Source organism: Phytohabitans rumicis (assembly GCF_011764445.1).
Classification (GTDB): Bacteria; Actinomycetota; Actinomycetes; order Mycobacteriales; family Micromonosporaceae; genus Phytohabitans; species Phytohabitans rumicis.
In genome coordinates, this window is the sequence record NZ_BLPG01000001.1 from 7047095 (window position 1) to 7064378 (window position 17284).

14 protein-coding genes and 3 pseudogenes are annotated in these 17284 nt (G+C 67.6%); 8 read left to right on the forward strand and 9 right to left on the reverse strand.

Annotation, left to right across the window (positions count from 1 at the left end):
- The first annotated feature begins 12 nt into the window (after nucleotides 1–12).
- The 4 genes from Prum_RS32075 (at nucleotide 13) to Prum_RS32090 (ending at nucleotide 6063) form a co-directional block, all read left to right on the forward strand.
- Nucleotides 13–915 (forward strand): hypothetical protein, encoded by a 903-nt coding sequence (locus Prum_RS32075; protein ID WP_173079853.1) that lies wholly within the window; start codon nucleotides 13–15, stop codon nucleotides 913–915.
- 767 nt (nucleotides 916–1682) lie between these two features.
- Complete coding sequence (locus Prum_RS32080) at nucleotides 1683–2006, forward strand: CU044_2847 family protein (RefSeq protein WP_173079854.1); 324 nt, start codon at nucleotides 1683–1685, stop codon at nucleotides 2004–2006.
- Nucleotides 2003–5614: a trypsin-like peptidase domain-containing protein gene (locus Prum_RS32085; RefSeq protein ID WP_173079855.1), complete on the forward strand. Its 3612-nt coding sequence runs from the start codon at nucleotides 2003–2005 to the stop codon at nucleotides 5612–5614. Before Prum_RS32080 ends, Prum_RS32085 begins: the two co-directional genes overlap by 4 nt.
- Entirely contained in the window at nucleotides 5503–6063 is a 561-nt protein-coding gene (locus tag Prum_RS32090; protein WP_173079856.1) for a WD40 repeat domain-containing protein, read from the forward strand. Before Prum_RS32085 ends, Prum_RS32090 begins: the two co-directional genes overlap by 112 nt.
- Before the next feature lie 224 nt (nucleotides 6064–6287).
- On the opposite strand, the gene Prum_RS32095 is transcribed toward Prum_RS32090, so the two are convergent.
- A complete protein-coding gene (locus tag Prum_RS32095; protein ID WP_173079857.1) occupies nucleotides 6288–6440 on the reverse strand; it encodes a hypothetical protein in 153 nt (50 codons plus the stop codon).
- A 171-nt stretch (nucleotides 6441–6611) separates the two neighbouring features.
- Here Prum_RS32095 and Prum_RS32100 point away from each other — a divergent pair, with 171 nt between their 5' ends.
- Nucleotides 6612–7052, forward strand: a complete 441-nt coding sequence (locus Prum_RS32100) for a hypothetical protein (protein ID WP_173079858.1) — start codon at nucleotides 6612–6614, stop codon at nucleotides 7050–7052.
- Between the two features lie 177 nt (nucleotides 7053–7229).
- Here the strand turns inward: Prum_RS32100 and Prum_RS49855 are convergent, their stop codons facing one another.
- Both Prum_RS49855 and Prum_RS32110 read right to left on the reverse strand, forming a co-directional pair.
- Nucleotides 7230–7496 (reverse strand): protein kinase domain-containing protein, encoded by a 267-nt coding sequence (locus tag Prum_RS49855; RefSeq protein WP_218577424.1) that lies wholly within the window; start codon nucleotides 7494–7496, stop codon nucleotides 7230–7232.
- Nucleotides 7497–8785: 1289 nt separating this feature from the next.
- Nucleotides 8786–9091: a group II intron maturase-specific domain-containing protein gene (locus Prum_RS32110; RefSeq protein WP_173079859.1), complete on the reverse strand. Its 306-nt coding sequence runs from the start codon at nucleotides 9089–9091 to the stop codon at nucleotides 8786–8788.
- A 153-nt stretch (nucleotides 9092–9244) separates the two neighbouring features.
- Between Prum_RS32110 and istB the strand changes: the two are divergent.
- Nucleotides 9245–9919: pseudogene (gene istB, locus Prum_RS32115) on the forward strand (IS21-like element helper ATPase IstB); the annotation flags it as partial.
- Between the two features lie 99 nt (nucleotides 9920–10018).
- Here istB and Prum_RS32120 read toward each other — a convergent pair.
- The 5 genes and pseudogenes from Prum_RS32120 to Prum_RS32140 form a co-directional block, all read right to left on the reverse strand.
- Nucleotides 10019–10827: pseudogene (locus tag Prum_RS32120) on the reverse strand (IS5 family transposase).
- A gap of 708 nt (nucleotides 10828–11535) precedes the next feature.
- A complete protein-coding gene (locus tag Prum_RS32130; protein ID WP_246278225.1) occupies nucleotides 11536–12186 on the reverse strand; it encodes an SAM-dependent methyltransferase in 651 nt (216 codons plus the stop codon).
- 86 nt (nucleotides 12187–12272) lie between these two features.
- Nucleotides 12273–12359, reverse strand: a pseudogene (locus tag Prum_RS55275) (hypothetical protein); the annotation flags it as partial.
- Between the two features lie 153 nt (nucleotides 12360–12512).
- Nucleotides 12513–13355, reverse strand: coding sequence for an SAM-dependent methyltransferase (locus Prum_RS32135; protein WP_173079862.1), 843 nt, complete (start codon nucleotides 13353–13355; stop codon nucleotides 12513–12515).
- Nucleotides 13356–13455: 100 nt separating this feature from the next.
- Nucleotides 13456–13920, reverse strand: a complete 465-nt coding sequence (locus Prum_RS32140; RefSeq protein WP_173079863.1) for an XRE family transcriptional regulator — start codon at nucleotides 13918–13920, stop codon at nucleotides 13456–13458.
- A gap of 714 nt (nucleotides 13921–14634) precedes the next feature.
- Here Prum_RS32140 and Prum_RS52230 point away from each other — a divergent pair.
- Both Prum_RS52230 and Prum_RS55915 read left to right on the forward strand, forming a co-directional pair.
- Nucleotides 14635–15213, forward strand: a complete 579-nt coding sequence (locus tag Prum_RS52230) for a hypothetical protein (protein WP_246278227.1) — start codon at nucleotides 14635–14637, stop codon at nucleotides 15211–15213.
- 432 nt (nucleotides 15214–15645) lie between these two features.
- On the forward strand, nucleotides 15646–15747 hold the full coding sequence (locus Prum_RS55915) for a DUF8847 domain-containing protein (RefSeq protein ID WP_503826944.1): 102 nt from the start codon (nucleotides 15646–15648) through the stop codon (nucleotides 15745–15747).
- Between the two features lie 753 nt (nucleotides 15748–16500).
- Here Prum_RS55915 and Prum_RS32150 read toward each other — a convergent pair.
- Nucleotides 16501–17268: a GAF domain-containing protein gene (locus Prum_RS32150; RefSeq protein ID WP_173079864.1), complete on the reverse strand. Its 768-nt coding sequence runs from the start codon at nucleotides 17266–17268 to the stop codon at nucleotides 16501–16503.
- Nucleotides 17269–17284 lie beyond the last annotated feature (16 nt).

The following is a 17284-nucleotide window of genomic DNA, read 5'->3' on the forward strand; positions in this document are numbered from 1 at the left end:
GCCCTGATCCAGGTGTTGGCCGATGCTGGCCAGACCGATCGCGCCCTCACGCTGGCCACCGCCGCCGAACACGCTGCCCGATCCATCCCCAACCCGTCCTTGCGGGCGCGGGCTCTGTCCAGCCTGGCCAGCGCGTACGCTGCGGCCAGCGCGACCGATCGCGCCGAGCAGATCGCCCAGTCCATCACCGAAACGCGCGAGCGAGCAGGGTCCTTATCCTGCCTGGCGGCTGCCGCCGGTCAGAGCGACCGCGCTGTCACGCTAGCCGCCGCCGCCAGACCGAGCGCACGGGCGCGGGTCCTGACCGACGTAATCAAGGCCCTGGCTGCCGCAGGCAAGACCGACCGGGCCGTCGCACTGGCCACCGAGGCCGAAAACGCCGCCCTGTCCTCCGGGATACACATACAGACAAAGCTCCTCGCCGATCTGACCGAGGCGCTGGTCGCCGCCGGACAGCTCGACCGCGCCGAGCAGACGGCTCGGTCCAGCCCTCACCCGTTCATACGGGATCAGGCCCTAGCCGACCTAGTGAAGGCGTTGGCCGCTGCGGGCGAGACCGACCGCGCCGAGGATGCCGCCCGGTCCATCACCGAACCGTACCAGCGGGCACACGCTCTGAACGACCTGATCGACGTGTTAGTCGCCGCGAACGAGACCGACCGGGTCGTTGCAATAGCCTCTGCTGCCGAAAAGGCAGCTCAGTCCATAAGCGAACCGTTCCTGCACGCCCCAGCCCTAACCCGACTAGCCGAACGCCAACCGCCCCGGGTCCGATCGCTAATCGCCAACGCGCTGGCGGTCGGGTCTTGGACGATGCCCTTGGACGTTTTGGTAAATGTCGACTTGATGGCCTTGTGCGCCTTCATGGACCATTGCGAACCACATGCACCGGCGCGCGCCGGCCACGGCCGATAGCTACCGTTCTTCAACTCGGTGGCCAGTTCGTCGTGCGGCCCGGGCAACCCCGTACTCCTCGACCTGGTCCAACGTGGTCTTGTCGATGCCCGGCGCACGATTGCTGCGGTGCACCGTGACCCACGCCCGCCACAAGGCGACGTGCGCCGGTTGACCCAGTTTGCTGGAGCAACCTGTCGCGGTGGGGGTGTGGCCAGGGCCGCTGCGTAGTCGTGGGCAAGGTGGCTGACGTGGGCCTATGTGGACGGCCAGGGGTGTGAGGCGGGTGTGGCCGCTTCGGTGATCATGGAGTTGCTAAGACCCTCACGACTCCGAGCAAGGACCACACCCGCTGATGTCATCTGCGCTGATCGGCGCTGTCCGCCCTTACCCGGCCACCGGCGTTGAGGCGCCCACCCATCTGGGCGAGGACGAGCAGCGCAACGGCGGCGTCGTCGGGCTCGCCGCGAAGGCCCGATCGCCACCCAGGACACGTCGACCTCGGCCACGGCGAGTCGGTGAACCTCGAGACCGGTCGCTACACACCTGGCTACGGCCCGAAGTATTGACCGCGATCCGCGACGACAGGCACAAGCAGGGTGGCGGGCATCGGCCGAGCACGAAGAGCACCGCCTTCCCGGCCGGCCCACCGGCGGCACCGTCGTACTGGCGACGAGGCGTTTTGCCCGTCGCGGTGGTGTCGGGGATCCGTCTATCGCGTGTGACCCGGGTATTCCTGCTGGGCCGTTAGCATGTGGCGCATTCGCTCCGGTGTGGAGGTGCCATGGATGGCTGAGGTCGTGCGGTACGAGCTGGATGACGGCTTGATTGTGGGGTTCGAGGTAGAGCCGTTGCCTGGTTTTGAGCAGGCATCGTCGGAGCGGGTGATCGGGAGAGTACGGGAGGCAGTCGGGCCGGCTGTCCGAGCGGCGCGGGAGGTTCTCGACCAGGTGCGGGCGCACGGCCCGCGCGAGGTGGAGGTGAAGTTCGGGATCAAGGTAAGCGGAAGGATGGATTGGCTGGTCGCCAAGGCCGCGAGCGAGGGAAGCTTCGAGGTCACGTTGAAGTGGCAGCCCCGTGCGGCGGGCGAGGTGGAGAGCGCGGCGTCGTGACCCGATTGCTGGCACCGGCCGCCGATCCGTGGACGCTCGCGGTCCACCGCGAAGAGGTGGGTTTCACACCGATCGGTGCTGCGGTGGCCATCTCGCAGCGGCAGGCGTTGACGTGTGCGCACGTGGTGCTGGACTGGTTCGACGATCCGGAGCGCCGGCAGCTGATCGAGCCGTTGTGGGTGTCGTTTCCGAAGGTAACCAGCGCGTGGAAGCTCCGCCGTCGAGTACGGCGAGTGGAGTTCGACGCTGACGACGCACAGATCGCGGACGTGGCCGTGCTGCACCTAGCCGACGACATGCCAGCCGGGGTGGAGCCGGCGCGTGTGAAGTTTCTGGATCCGGCGGTGTTGGCTGGTCGGCGGTGGTGGGCATTCGGGTTTCCGGCGAGCAGCCGCCGTAACGGCAGTGAGGCGACTGGCACGGTCGGCCCGCGGCTGGCGCACGGGTGGGTGCGGTTGGACACCGACTCGCCGTATCCGGTCGAGAAGGGGTTCAGTGGCGGCGGGTTGTGGCTGCCCGACTATGACGCTGTCGCCGCGATCGTCGGCCAAGCCGACTCGGCCGGTGCTCGGCCCGGTGACGGGCAGGCCTTGACGTTGGCGCAGGCGGATGTGTTCGTGCCCGGCGCGAAGTTGCGCGTGCTGGCCGGCTGGGCGGCCGCAGACGCCGGGGCAGCGGCGATGGCCGCCTGGGGTTGGCGGCTCGACGAAGACGCCGAGGCCGGCCGGCACTGGCGGCCCCGTGGGCGTGGCGTAATGAGCGACCTGGAACGCGGATACCGGTTCCAGGGCCGTACGGCGGCGCTCGACCGGATCGTGTCCTGGTTGGACCGATCGGTGCCGGACCAGCGAGCCCTGGTTGTGACCGGGTCCCCAGGCGTAGGCAAGTCAGCGGTCCTGGGACGCATCGTGACCACCGCCGACGCCCGGCTACGCCTTGAGCTGCCAGACAACGACACCGGGGTGGTGGCCACCGTCGGATCCGTCGGCTGTGCCGTACACGTAAAAGGCAAGACCGCCCTGGAAGTGGCGACAGAGATAGCCCGTGCCGCCGGCGTGGCCCTACCGGCCGAGGTCGAGCAGCTCGCCCCGGCTATCCACGAACTCCTGGTCGAGGATCCGCGAAGGTTCAACATCATCATCGACGCGGTAGACGAAGCGGCTACCGAACACGACGCCCGCGCGGTGCTGACCGGCATAGTCCTCCCGCTGGTCCAAGGCTGCGGACAGCTTGGCGCGCAGGTAGTGTGTGGCAGCCGCCGCCACGACAGCGCAGGCGAGTTGCTCCGCGTCCTGGATGGCGCGATGCAGAAGATCGACCTGGACGACTCGGCGTTCTTCTCGTTGGAGGACCTGCGGGCATACACGCTTGGCACGCTGCGGCTGGTCGGCGCGGAGCGGCCCGGAAACCCCTACACGGATCTAACCGTCGCGGAGCGGGTCGCGGCCCGGATCGCAGCCCTGGCCGAACCGAACTTCCTCGTCGCCGGGCTCGACGCCCGCCGCCACGGCATGTACGACGAGGTCGCCGCGGATCCGCTGACGCTGACGCTAACCGCGACCGTTGACGCGGCATTGGACGCCTACCTGGACCGGGTACCACCGATTGAGGGCACCCCGGCGCGGGCAGTCTTGACTGCGCTGGCCCACGCGGAGGCGCCCGGCTGGACCAGCGACCTTTGGCGTACCGCTGCCGTCGCGCTCGGCAGCACGGTGACAGCCGCGCAGCTCGACCTGTTCGCCCGATCCACCGCCGCCAGCTTCCTCGTCGAGGCCATCCACGCCGACCAGGAATCCACCTTCCGGTTGTTCCACCAGGCTCTCAACGACGCGCTGCTACGCGAACGCGGGCCTGGCGGCGAACGCGCCGACCAGCGACGCCTCACCAGAGCGATGCTGGCCATCGGTCGCGACAACGGCTGGGACGCCGCACCGCCATACCTGCTGCGCTCGCTGCCCAATCACGCCCACCGTGCCGGCCTCATCGACGCGCTGCTGACCGACGACGACTACCTGCTCCACGCCGATCTGCTTCGGCTCCTGCCGCCCGCCCACCGGGCCCATTCCGTAGCAGCTCGGGCTCGCACCAGACTGCTGAGTCTCACCCCTCACGCGAACGCCGCACCACCGCCCGAGCGCGCCGCCATGTTCAGCATCACCCAAAAGCTCGAGAACCTGTCGCCCATCACCCACGACCGGCCGATCCCCTACCGAGCACGCTGGGCCCGAACCCGACCGCGAACCGAGGTCCGCCGCCTGGAAGGACATACCGGCAGGGTGAACGCGGTATGCGCGGTAACTACCGACGGTCGCTCGCTGCTGGCATCAGCCGGAGACGACGGCACGGTACGGGTCTGGGATCCGGCCACGGGCACCGAACTACACCGCCTCGAAGGGCACACCAGCGCGGTGACCGCCGTCTGCGCGGTGACCGCCGACGACCGCGCGCTAATCGCCTCAGCCGGAACCGACCAAACCGTGCGCACCTGGGATCCGGCCACCGGGGCCAATCTCCGGCGCATCCGAAATCCGACCGGCCCAGTAAACGCCATGTGTGCAGTAAAGGTCGACGGACACCAGCGACTCGCCTCCGCAGGCAGCGCCATGGAAATCCGCTTCTGGGATCCGGCCACCGGCACCGGGTACCGCCGCATCGAAACCCCGAGCGGCACAGTGAACACGATGTGCCCCATTGCCGTCGAGGGGCGCGCAATGCTTTGCACCGCCGGTGACGACCGGACTGTCTACATCTGGGATCCGGCCATCTGCGGTGAGTTCCGCACATTCGAGGGCCACACAGGCACAGTTAACGCTGCCTGTGCCATAACCGAAGGAGGCCGCACACTGCTCGCTACGGCGTGCAACGACTGGACCGTCCGCTTGTGGGATCCCGTGGCGGGTAAGGAACGCCGGTTCCAAGGCCACACCGACTGGGTACGGGCAGTGTGCACGGTGACAGTTGACGGCAAAACACTGCTAGCCACGGCCGGCGACGACCGGACCATCCGGCTCTGGGATCCGGTCACCGGAATTGAGCTCCGCCGTATCGAGATCCCCGCCAGCACGGTGAACGCGATGTGTGTCGTGCCGATCGACGGCCACGAACTGCTCGCGACCGCCTGCGACGACGGCTCGGTACGCCTGTGGGAGCCGGCGGCCGGCGCGGAACCATACCGTTTCGACGGCCACACCGGCACCGTGAACGCGCTTTGCGTCATCACGGTCGACCGCCCACTGCTCGCCAGCACCAGCGACGACCGGCTGGTAAGCCTCTGGGATCCCACCAACGGCAGCGAACTTCGCCGCCTCGAAGGTCACGCCGGCGCGGTGACCGCCGCGTGTTCCGTGACCGCTGAGGGTCGCACGCGACTCGCGACCGCCGGCGACGACGGAACCGTGCGGGTCTGGGACCCGATCACCGGCACTCAACTGCGCCATCTCGAAGGCCACACCGGCACCGTGAACGCGGTATCTGCCGTGACAGTCGGCATCCCCTGGTGGCCAGCGCTGGCAACGACCGCTCCGTACGCCTCTGGGATCCGGCAACCGGCTGCGAGCTACGCCGCCTCGAAGGCCACACTGACTGGGTCCGTGCACTGTGCGCCGTGACAGTCGACAACCACACGCTCCTGGCCAGCGCTAGCGACGACCGCTCCGTACGCCTCTGGGATCCGGCAACCGGCTGCGAGCTACGCCGCCTCGAAGGCCACACTGACTGGGTCCGTGCACTGTGCGCCGTGACAGTCGACAACCACACGCTCCTGGCCAGCGCTAGCGACGACCGCACCGTACGCCTCTGGGATCCGGCAACCGGCAGCGAGCTACGCCGCCTCGAAGGCCACACTGACTGGGTCCGTGCACTGTGCGCCGTGACAGTCAACAACCACACGCTCCTCGCGACCGCAAGCAACGACCGCACCGTACGCCTCTGGGATCCCATCACTGCCCGGTGCTGCTTTGTCATCCCCGTGTATCACCCCGCGCCAGCGTGCACGGCGCTGCCAGGCCTCCTCGCCGTCGGCCTCGACGTCGGCATACTGACGATCGACCTCGCCTGAACCCGCCGCACGCTCCCAAGCGCCGAATGAATCCGGCCAGTCACACGCACCACAGTCCAAGTTTGACCCGGGATCACTCGGCCCGCTGACTATCCGGTAAGGGTTCGTGGTCCGGCCTGGCTCAGCAGCCAGGGGCTCGCGGGGACGGCAGACCAGACGGCTGCAGGTGATCGTGGGCGGTCGCCGTCGAAGTAGTTGGCGGATGAGGCGCTGACACGGCCTGATCATCGAGCGGCCGAGTCGCCCGCCGGTCCGGCCGCTGGGCTGTCCTGCACATCTTCCAGCCGGCGGCGGATCTCGGCCGCGACGCTCTCCTCGCGGGTCTTGGCCAGCGTGCTGGCGACGGTGCTCAGGGTGTGCCGCAGGTCCGCCACCATGACTGGGTGTGTCCTGGGGGTAAGGCGTTCGAGGATGTCGAGTGACTTGTATGCGGCCGGGGCGGCGAGTCGTCGGCCGGGCCGTTGCCTTGCCGCCGCGAACGCGTAGTCGGCCAGGAAAGGGTTGGCGGGGATTGGCCCCCGTGCGGGCGGGTGCGGTCTGATGTGGCCATGGTGCAGCAGTCCGGCAGTGACGAGCCCGAGCCGGCCGGTTTGGCGTTCGTCCGCATGATGGTGCGCGAGTTCGTCCGCGACGTGCGCTACCCGACCGCGCTCACGGTGCGGTACCTGCGGTGCGACGGGTGCGGCCAGGTCACCACGCACAGCACCGATCAGCGCTCGATCAGCATCATGCCGGAGCGTGAGCTGACCGCAGCCCCGCCGGAGGCGGTATGCGACGAGTGTGGGCACGCCCAACCCCGCATGGTCGGTGACGAGCTGCCGGCCGAGATGACCGTGACCTGTGTCGGCCGCCGGTACCGGCGCATCCGCGCCGGCCGTAGCCGCCGCCCATGCGGGCAGGAGTTCGCCGTGCCGGCCACCGCGCCGCGCGTGCTGTGCCTGTGGTGTTCGACGGTCCAGCCCGGACCCGGGGAACCCGCTAACCCGTAGCGCCTCGCGCGTTCCATGATCACCGAGCGGGCGGGAGGGTGTAGCGCTGGTCGACCAGCGCACGCTTTGCCGGTGGCAAGACGAGAATCCACGTCGGCGAAGACGATGTTCTCGTACTCGAACCTGCCGGCAAGCACTTCTACTGTCACAACGCCAATCGAGTACAGGTCAGACCTGTTAGTCACCTGCCCGGTGGCCTTGGCCTCCGGCGAGGTACAGGGGCGTTCCGCCGTAGTCGCGCGCCATATTGGTGTGCGGGTCGATCCTGCCGGCCGAGCCGAGATCGGCAAGAACGGCATTCTCGCGTGCCTGGTCTAGTAGGACGTTGCCGGGCTTTGCGTCCCTGTGGACGTAGGCGAGGTCTTGGTGCAGGTACTCCAGGGCGTCCAGCATCTGACCACATATCCGCATCGCCGCGGCGAGACCGAACTCGTGCCCGTCCATGAACGCGTTGTAGATCAAGCCGTTGCCCGGAATGGCTCCCTGACTCGTGCTGCTGGTCGGTCAATCAATTTATGCTTGACCTGAGCTGCGGAAACCTCGCACGAGAGCCTAGACGATGCGCGCCTGGTTCGCGCCGCTACAAGCCGTATCTGATGCGCAACCGACTCACCAGCCCACAGCGAGAACCGGCCCAGGCCACAGCCTGAACCGGTTCTCAGAATATGTGCTAGCAGATGAATCGGATCACAAGTAGACGGTACCGACGTGTACGCCGAACTCGTAACGCAGCAGTCGCCGGTTCGAGAACGTGTCACCCGTGAGGCAGGCCGCGAAGGAGCCCCCGCTGTCGCCGGCCCACTTCATCGGACCATTCTGGGTGTAGGTTCCGGATCCGCTGCAGGTAATCCTTGAGTGGTAGGTGTAGTTGGGGCCGGTGCCGTTACACCATCCGCCCCAATTGTATGGACTGCCACCGTTCGGCAAGCCGGAGCACCTCGGCGGGGTGCCCACCCAGGTGTCCGCGGCCGCCGGTGTGGCCATACCGGCGAGAACTATGCCCGCCGTGACAGCGATGGTGGCAATTCGTTTTAGTCGGCGCATGGTCGCTCCCGCACATAGATCAAAATTGAAGTTTATGAAGATCGCAAAAATCGAAGTATGGCAACAGATGCGCTCGCGCGTCGCATCGACTCTCCGTCATACATAGTTCCGCACGCCCACCCCGGCTGTCATGACTCGGCACTGAGCCTTTCCGGGTAACGGCGGGCGACGCTGGGTAGTCGCTCGCGCTACCGCGGTGGTGACACGCTTTCTGATCTTCGCCTTCGGCACAATATCCTTCCGCCGAAGGAAACGGCTCAACGATCGGTTCTCTGGTGCGGCGGTGATCGTGCCCGTCGACAGCTCGTCACGGTCGGTGGTGGTCGCGGCTGGGCTGCCTGCGTCGGCTACCTGGAATCACGCCATGTTCGCAGCTCAGCCGTCTGGTGGCTCTTCGGCCCTTCCGGGAGGGTGAACCCGACCCACCGTCGAGCGCTCGTGCGTCATGGGAAGTCCCGCTCTTTGTCATGCATCGATCATGGCTACGGCCCCCGCGGGCCGTCTTGTACGTTTCGGAACTTCCGCGAGCCAAAGAGTCGGCGAGCACGTCGATGCCCTCGCAAGGTCGGCCCGGGCGCCCCGCCGGTGTTTCCACCGGTGGGTTTCCCCGGACCGCCTTCCGAACCCGGTGTGCCCATTACTGAGCGCCGGGCTCTCCACAAGTCCCGTTCGGGCTTCGGTGTGGATCCTCATGTCGTGGCCTGCCAGGGGGTTGGGATGGCTGCTCCCCGGTAGCGATACCGCGTTGTGGTGATCGTCCCGGCGTGTAGCAGGCGTCCTTCGTCGCTGGTGGGCCACCATCCGCCGCCGCAGTAGCGGCGTCGCAGTTCCTTCCAGGTGTTCCGGCGGTGTTTACGGCGCAGCCATGCCCATACCTGTCGCCAGACAAAGCTGGCCAAGTGGTTGAAGGTCGCGCTGGACATCCCGGGCCGGAAGTAGGCGCACCAGCCCCGCAGTATCGGGTTAAGTCGATGCAGCAGAGTGTCAGCCGTCACCGAAGGTGACGACGAGTTTGGTCTTGTCCGTCGTTGATCTTGGGGATGTCTGTAGCGCGGCTTGGTAGGGGTTGCGCTTGTTCGTGCGCGTCATCACCGTGAGGACGTTCGTGGAAACCCTCGACGCCCGCCTGGTCCAAGCCCAAGCCGGGCGAACTCGGGCACCTGGACTTCCTGCAGGTCCTCTGCCAAGACGAGATCACCCGCCGGGAGACCATGTCCATGCACCGCCGGCTGCGCCGCGCCCACTTCGACGAACAGGCCACCCTGGAAGGCTTCGACTTCGCGGCCAGCCCCAAGCTGCCCGCCGCGCAGATCCGCGACCTCGCGGCCCTCCGCTGGCTCCACAGTGGAGAATCAGTCCTCCTGCACGGCCCCGTCGGTATCGGGAAAACCCATGTCGCACAAGCCCTCGGACACCTGGCCATCTGCCAAGGCGCCGAGGTCCGCTTCTACAAGACCAGCCGCGTCCTGGCCCACCTCGCCGACGGCCACGCCGACCGCACCTGGCCCAAACGCCTCGGCGAACTCGCCCGACCCCACGTGCTGATCCTCGACGACTTCGCGATGCGCGAGTACACCCCACAGCAAGCCGACGACCTCTACGAGCTCATCAGCGAACGAGCCCAAGCCGGCCGGTCGCTGATTACGACCTCCAACCGCAACCCGCCGGACTGGTATCCGCTGTTCCCGAACCCCGTCGTTGCCGAGTCGCTGCTCGACCGGCTCATCAACACCAGCCACCAGGTCTTCATGAACGGCCCCAGCTACCGGCCCAACAAGCGCCCCGGACGCGCCGTCCCCCAGTCCACCACGAACGCGAAGTAACATCAGCACACGGGCCAGCCCTGGAGGAATTGCGTGACCGCAACCCCGGGGGATTACTCGATCGCCCACATGGGCGTGGCTGCGACGTAAGGGAGTGTCTCAGTTGGTGACCTTCCCGAGTCGGTGGTAGCAGACGTGGATGACGGCGAGGTCGGCGAAGGCTTGGAGGTGCGCGGATTTGCGTTCGTAGCGGCGGGCTAGGCGGCGGTTGTTCATCAGCCAGGACAAGCAGACCCTCGACCACCCAGCGGTGCCGGCCCAGCCGCTGAGAGGACTCCACACCCTTGCGGGCGATCCGCACGAGGATGCCGCGGCGGCGGACCTCGGCCCGGATCGCTTTGTGGTCGTAGGCCTTGTCGGCGTGCAGCTTGTCCGGCCGCTGGCGGGGCCGGCCACGCCGGCCACGGATCGGGGCGATCGAGTCCAGCAGCGGGAACAACAACTCCGCGTCCGGGGTGTTCGCCGCCGAGATCAGCACCGTCAACGGCACACCCCGCCGGTCGCACAGAATATGGATCTTCGATCCTGGTTTGCCGCGGTCGACCGGGTTTGGCCCCGTCAGATCCCCTTTTGAGCGCCCGGACAGTGATCGAGTCCACCACCGCCCGCGACCAGTCGATGCCACCAGCGACGTTCAGCCGGATCAGCAACTGGTGATGCACCTGTTCCCACAACCCGTAGCTAGTCCACTGCGTGAACCGACGGTGCACCGTCGGCCGCGACACCCCGAAAAACGCGGCCGGCAGCTTCCGCCACGAACACCCCGCCTGGACCATGTACACAATCGCCGCCAGACAGGCCCGGTCGTCGGCCCGACGCTTCCCACCGCCCTGCGGCCGCTTCACCGGCACCGGCAGCAGCGGCTGCACGACCTCCCAGAAATCGTCAGGCGCCCAGGTCCGGATCATGTCATCAACGAGGTCCACCACGAATAGAAGATCATGCCCGAGGTCACCACCTCACCAACTGAGACACTCCCTAAGTGGGGGACACGCACAGAGCCCCCTTGGGGCTTCGGGGCCGGTGTCTGATGAGGCTCGGCGAGGCACGCGCAAACCAGTGCGGAATTGCAATGTCGCTGCGGCTCACCGGTCAGCTGAGCGCATCCCCGATTGTCGGCCAGGGCACTTCACCAACGCCCGCGAGCGGGCCGGAACGCAGTGGTTCCGCGACGAAACTCTGGTGGGTCGGCTGAAGCCGGCCGCCATTCGGGCAAGCCACACCAGGCCCGAGTCGACGAGGTCGAAGCCGCCGAAGAACCGGCCAGTGGCCTGCCGGGTGCGCGGCCTGCAGGCGGTGAGGTGTGTTCATGCACCTACGCGGCCGCGGCCACCTACCCCGCCTCGAACGGCTGCGCGGGTGAGCAGCAGCCAACTGCCTGGGAAGAGTCGCGCGCGAAACAATGCGACGGCACCGTACGCCTTGTCGTCGGGCAGCCACAGGAGTATGGCTGCCATCAGGACGGCGGTCGGTCGGCCGACGTCGACGACCGCGCGACGGACGCGCACCTGGTGCCAACCTCGGCAGACTTGTCGGCAGCGTCCACTACGGACTGCTTCGCTCCTTCGTCGGCGCGGTCCGACCTGCGGGGATGAGGAGGCACCGTCGCGCATCGGTCATCTGATCTGCGCTACACCGGCGAGCAATCCGCTGCGGTGCGGCGCGGCGCTGAAATCCTGCGGGTCGACGGGTGCAGGTCGCCAGTCGGGCAGCCAGACGAGGCCGGGATCGACCAGGTCAAGGCCGTCGAAGAACCGTGCGATCTCGTCGTGTCTGCGCAGGCCGGCGTGCGCAGCGGTGGTCCGTTCGAAGGCCCGCGTGGCTGCCGCCGCGTCCTCCGCTGCGTAGCCCTCGACGGCGGCGTGGCTGATCACCAGCCAGCTGCCTTGCCATAGATGCTCCCGCAGCATGGAAACCGCGCCGTAGGCCTCATCGTCATCGGGCACGAAATGCAGCACGGCGGCGAGAATCAATCCGACCGGCTGGTCGAGGTCGATGATTGCGGCTAGTTCGGGGGTGTGCAGCTGGTCCAGTAGTTCCCGTGCGTGGCGTAGGTCGCCTTCGATGGCGGAGGCTTGGTCGTTGCCGGCGAGCAGTTGCCGGCTGTGCAGGACCGCGACGGTGTCGATGCCGACGTACAGGACGCGCACGTCTGGTGCTGCCTGCTGGGCGATCTCATGGACGTTGCCCATGGTGGGGATGCCTGAGCCGATGTCGAGGAACTGGCGGACGCCCCGCTCAGCCAGGAACCGTACCGCCCGACCCACAAAGGCCCGGTTCGCCCGGGCATCGCGGGGATGAGCGGAATCCGCGTGATGACCTCGTCGGCGGCGATGCGGTCGGCTTCGAAGTTGGTTGTGCCGCCCAGGTAGTAGTCGTACATCCGGGCGGACGTCGCGCGTCCGGCCTCGATCTTGGCCGTCTGGTCTGCTGTGTCCATAGTGGCGCAGCACCTCCCGTGGTCCGTAAGGCCGCCGATATCATCGCACGGGAATCGGCAGGACACCCAGTGTCGATGACTGGCGCGTGGTGTGGTGGCGTCGACAGCGACAGCGGATGTCCGTCGTGGCCGTCGGTTTGCGGCGCCCAGCGGCTATGTGGTCTGTGCCTGAGGCGGTGGAATCCTCCCCACGCCAGCCAGGCCGCCGGACTTCTCGGGATGATCGAAAAAATGGGGGTCGGATGGTGTCGGCCGCCATTCGGGGCCCCAGACGATTCCGGGTTGGACGAGGTCGAAGCCGTCGAAGAAGCGTGTGATGCCCTCGCGGGTACGTAACCCGCCCGGTGTTCGCGTCTTCTCGTATACCTGCTGCACGCCGGCCGCCTGCACGGCGCCGAACCCCTCGACCGCGCCGTGGGAGATCGCCAGCCAACTGCCCGGGGCCAGCCGGTCCCGCAGCACTTCGACCGCGCCGTACGCCTCGTCGTCGTCCGGCACGAAATGCAGCACGGCGGCGAGAATCAACGCCACCGGCCGATCCAGATCGATGATCGCCTTCAGACCCGGATCGGACTCGATACGGTCGATCAGCTCCTGCGGGCGGCGCACGTCGCCCTCGACCGCGGCGGCCAGCGGGTTGTCGGTCAGCATCTGCCGGCTGTGCATCACCGCGACCGGGTCGATGTCCACGTACAGCACCCGAGCGCCCGGCGCCACCTGCTGGGCGATCTCATGGACGTTACCCATCGTGGGGATACCCGAGCCGATATCCAGAAACTGCGTCGCCCCCTGCCTGGCCAGGAACCGCACCACCCGACCAAGCCACGCCCGATTCGCCTTGCACAGCGTCGGGATCAGTGGCATCTGGGCGATCGCCAGCTCGGCGGCAGCCCGATCGACAGCGAAGTTGTGGGTTCCGCCCAGATAGAAGTCGTACATCCGAGCTGATGACGCCTTCTGGTGGTCCGCGTCCAGCAGACCATCTGACGTTTCCATCGCGATGGCACCTCCCCGTCAACAACACCAGCGTCAGTCGTCTGGCTGACGATCGTCAATGATCGAAATGATTCGACGTGTGGAAGAGTGACCGCGGCGATCACGCCTCAGCAGAGTGATCTCGGCGGTGCCCGGTCTCCAGGTTCCGCACGAGGTCGATCATGTCTCCGAGTCGCGCCAGGCTGTCGGCTGACAGGCCGCGTGCCCGTAGCGCCAACACCCGGATGCCGGGATCGTCCAGCGCCTCCTTGAGTTCACGCAGCCCCACCAGCGTCGCCAACTCCTGCTCGACCTTGGCCGCGTCGTCGTCGGTGGCGAAGTAGCCGACCGGGACCGCGAAGAACTTGGCGATGGCCTCCACGTGGCGCATCGTCGGGTTGGTCTTCGTCCCCGAGCGCAAAGTGTGCAGGTAGTTGAACGAGATGTCGTAGCCCAGCTCCTTGATGCCCGCCGCCACTTCTCGGTCGGTGTACGCCTTGCGCCGACCGGCAGGCAACACGTTGTCGTACAGGTACTGGAGCTTGGCGGCGAACGTCCGCCCTCCGGGACTGTCAGGGTCGCTCATGCGACCAACAACCTGTTCACCATCGTGTGCGGACAATCCTGCCTCGTTCTCACTGGTTGACAACCTCCGCGCACACCTGGGATGCTCCGATCGTCGGTGTTGACTGATGTGAACACCAACACCGTAGCCGATGCTCGTGGTGAACACACGGGGTGTGTCACGGTTGTCCGCCGAAGACCACTTCTACCGCCGTGCAAGAACCGCGTGCTCAGCGACGGACGATGCCGTCGACCTCCTCACGGGGTGCCGACGCGTCGGCGGCGGAGGGGACCGACCGGCGGGAGCGAGGCGTGTTGTTCGCCTCGCGATGGCGCCAGGTGAACGGAGGTGCACGGTGATCCAGTCAGGTCCGGCCGAGGTCGGCATCGCCGCGTCAGCCCCGCAGGGCCGTAGCCACGGCTGGTCGACGGTGGGCGGTGCCTCCAGGGCCCGCGGGCCCCCGTGTGATGCGGAGGCGTGCATTGACTTGGTGGGCGGACGCCGGGCCGTCCACGAGCCCTCGCCGGCGGGCAGCTGAACCCATGTCCCGCAAACGCTCGCCGGCGCAGGGCTCCGCCAACTCGTCCGACTCGCAAGCTGCGGACCTTGACCCACCTTCGCAACCCGTCGCCGCGTGGGTAGTCCACGCCCTGACGGCCAGGGGTGAGCCCGCCGAGCGGGGAACACCAGCGCGGAACGTTACAGATCGCCGAATTCGATGAGGGGTGAACCATGATGATGCACCACGGAGCCGTTGCGTTCAGCGGGAAGGAGAGCGGCCGCGGTCGCGCGAAGCGCCTGCTGCTGGCGACGGCCGTGTTGGCGGCCGGTTGCGGCGGGCACGGCTCGGACAGTTCGCCACCGGTGGACACGACTGCGGGCGTAGCGACACAGGACGCCCGCGCGGTCGCCGAGCGGAACGCGCTGCTTGCCTACCGCGGGATGTTGACGGCTTACGCGCGCGCCGGGCTGACGGCCGATCCGAACGGGCAGTTGCTGGCCCGCTACGCGGCCGGTTCGGCGTTGACGACACTGCAGACGGGACTGGCTCACTTCCGGCGGGCGGGCCAGATCATCCGCGGCGAGTACCGCTCCGAGCCGGTACCGACCGATGCACGCCCGCTGCCGAGTCCAACCGTCGTATCCATCATGGACTGCCTGGACGACCGCGACTTCCTCGTCTACACAGACTCAGGCGAGAAGGTCAACAACATCGTCGGGGGACGAAGGCTGACGACCGCCACGGTCGCCAACCGCCAGGGTGACGAGTGGAAGGTGATCACCATCGCCGTCCAGCCGGCGGACATATGCTGACCGTCCGTCCAGGACTGGCGGCCGCCGCCGTGCTGCTTGCCGCGTCCACCGTGCTGCCGGCGTAGCCGGCGTATGCCGACGGTGCCTTCACCGCGATCGACTGCGACCACGGCCCGCCCCGAGCGGAATGCGGCATGGCCAAAGACCTGGGCGAGCCCCGCCGCGGCGGCATCACCAGCCAGCACCCCAGACTCTTCGCCCACTGGGCATGGGTCCACACGCCCTGGCAGACAGGATGACAAGAGCTGGGTGACGGGAGACTGTCACGCCCAGATCTGTGAGAGCCGGGAGGTGAGACCCCTCCCGGCCACTCGACCTAAGCGCACTCGTCCGGGCCCGCGCGGTCACGCGCGAGGGCGGCAGGATGTGTCGCTCGCCGTATGCTCAGGGCGGGTAGCCGTCGTCGGGGCCATGGTCTCTGATGAGGAGGTTATGGGCGTGGTGGAGGTGTGGCTTGACGGTGGGCCGGCCGACGGCCGGGTCTTAGCGGTGCAGACAGACTCGTCGGGCCGGGTTCCGTCCACTGTGGTCTGACCGCAGACTGGGGTGTTTCTCGGTGCCGCGGACGTGCTGGCCCCGCAGACGGATCACATCTACGCGTATGCCGGTGACCTCGATGGCTGGCTGGTCTACCGGTACAGCGGGGCTTCGACGATCTGCCGCTCTAGGACGGGTGCGGATCGCCCTGGGGTCGCACGATGCTCAGGTTGAGCCCGGCCATCAGCACGATCATGCCGGCGTCGCGGGGGTGGCGACGTTCGCTGGTGCCCGTCTGGTGGACCGTCTGGAACGCGACGGGGTAGGTGCGGCGGGAGCAGGATCCGGCCGAAGGTCGATGACGCCGGTGGTGGCGCGGGCCGGTTGACCAGTGCGGAGATGAAGGAGTTGGCCGAGTTGTTCCGTGGTGGACGGCGCTGTGGCCGTCCACCACGGCCGTGTGCTATTTGGGTGTGCGTGTTTGACGCCGGTGATGGTGGGCCAGTGGCCCGAGGATTGCTGCTAGGCCACCGAGGCTTGTTGCGGTGCCGGCCAACACCGCGGTGGTGGGGAGGCGGAACAGGCCTGTTCCGACGGTGATGAACGCGACGGTGATGAGGGTGGCGAGGGTTGCGGTGCAGGTGTAGCGGGCTAGTTCGCGTCGGGTTTGGTCGGCTGCGCGACGTCGGGCGGTTTCCAGGAAGCAGTCCGCGCTGAGGTCGCCGGCTAGGAACTGGCGGTCCTCGTCGGACAGCAGTGGTGAGGTTCGGACGGCGGATCGGGAGGCCGTTTGGGTTCGGGTGGGCATCCTCATGCCTCCGGGGTGGATGGTGTGGGGTTCGTCGGGGTCATGTGGTTGGCCTGGTGGGCCAGGCCGGCGGCGAGGACGCCTGCGAGCAGGATCATGTGTCCTTTGTCGGCGTCGGTGAGGGAGCCGGGCAGGTCGGAGTCGACGGCGAGCATGCCGAAGCTGGTTTCGCCGGCGTGGATGGGCACGGCGATGAAGGACCGGTAGCCGCGGTTGTTGCTGTGCACGAAGTGTGGTGGGGCGTGGTAGTAGAGGTCGTCGACCACCTGGACCTCCTCGGTGGTGGCGAACCGGACGACCTCGGTCTCGTGGAGGGAGAAGCCTGCCCTGAACGCGCGTCGGGGCGGCGTGTCGTCCTGGCGGCCGGTCCAGGTGCGACGCTCGAGCCGGTCGTCGACGCGGGCGTAGTAGACGGCCCGTAGGGTGGCGCCGGGCCGGCGGTGTCGGCCGCATTGGGACTGCGCGATGTCCACGACGCGCTCGGCCAGGACGTCGACGGCGGCGTGCAGGTCTTCGGTCGTCTTGGCGGCGGTGACCTTGCCCAGGACGGTCAGCAGGGGTGCGCCGGCCCGGTTCAGCCCGGCGGCCAGTTGGGCGCGGGCCAGGCTGGCGGTCTTTGTCGCGGCTCGTGCTTGGCGTTCCTTGACCAACGCGAAGACGGCGCTGGCGGCGGTCGCGATGATGGCCGTGACTGCCCAGAACGCCCGGGTGGTGCCGTGGCTCACGGCGGCCACCGCGGTAGCCGAGGCGACCGCGACGGGCAGGAACACGGAGGCTGCGTACCGC

Coding starts and splice junctions, on each gene's coding strand:
- Prum_RS32080 (WP_173079854.1), top strand. CDS start 1,683: ATGGCTGAGGTCGTGCGGTACGAGCTGGATGACGGCTTGATTGTGGGG.
- Prum_RS32095 (WP_173079857.1), bottom strand. CDS start 6,440: ATGGTGGCGGACCTGCGGCACACCCTGAGCACCGTCGCCAGCACGCTG.
- Prum_RS32100 (WP_173079858.1), top strand. CDS start 6,612: ATGGTGCAGCAGTCCGGCAGTGACGAGCCCGAGCCGGCCGGTTTGGCG.
- Prum_RS49855 (WP_218577424.1), bottom strand. CDS start 7,496: ATGGACGGGCACGAGTTCGGTCTCGCCGCGGCGATGCGGATATGTGGT.
- Prum_RS32135 (WP_173079862.1), bottom strand. CDS start 13,355: ATGGAAACGTCAGATGGTCTGCTGGACGCGGACCACCAGAAGGCGTCA.
- Prum_RS32140 (WP_173079863.1), bottom strand. CDS start 13,920: ATGAGCGACCCTGACAGTCCCGGAGGGCGGACGTTCGCCGCCAAGCTC.
- Prum_RS52230 (WP_246278227.1), top strand. CDS start 14,635: ATGATGCACCACGGAGCCGTTGCGTTCAGCGGGAAGGAGAGCGGCCGC.
- Prum_RS55915 (WP_503826944.1), top strand. CDS start 15,646: ATGGGCGTGGTGGAGGTGTGGCTTGACGGTGGGCCGGCCGACGGCCGG.